At 55.0% G+C, this 307-nt stretch carries 1 rRNA gene; it reads left to right on the forward strand.

Going from position 1 to position 307, the window contains the following annotated elements:
* The first annotated feature begins 190 nt into the window (after window positions 1-190).
* Window positions 191-307: ribosomal RNA gene (rrf, locus tag E0D90_RS26185) — 5S ribosomal RNA — on the forward strand.

Raw genomic sequence — 307 nt, forward strand, 5'->3', positions numbered from 1 at the left:
GGAAGCCCAGTAATGGGTGGAGTTGACTGGTACTAATAGGCCGAGGGCTTGTCCATAGTTGCTTGCGTCCACTGTGTAGTTCCCGGATAACAAACAGTCCCGGTGAACTAAATACTCAACTGAAGAGTGTGCTTGTTCGCTAGAGCTGTTTTGGTGACCCCGTCCATGGGCGGGGTGCATCCGAAAGAGTTTCGGTGGTCATTGCGTTAGGGAAACGCCCGGTTACATTTCGAACCCGGAAGCTAAGCCTTTCAGCGCCGATGGTACTGCACGGGGGACCGTGTGGGAGAGTAGGTCGCCGCCGAAC

The sequence above is a fragment of the Streptomyces otsuchiensis genome, from assembly GCF_004305975.1.
In the GTDB taxonomy this organism is placed as follows: Bacteria; Actinomycetota; Actinomycetes; order Streptomycetales; family Streptomycetaceae; genus Streptomyces; species Streptomyces otsuchiensis.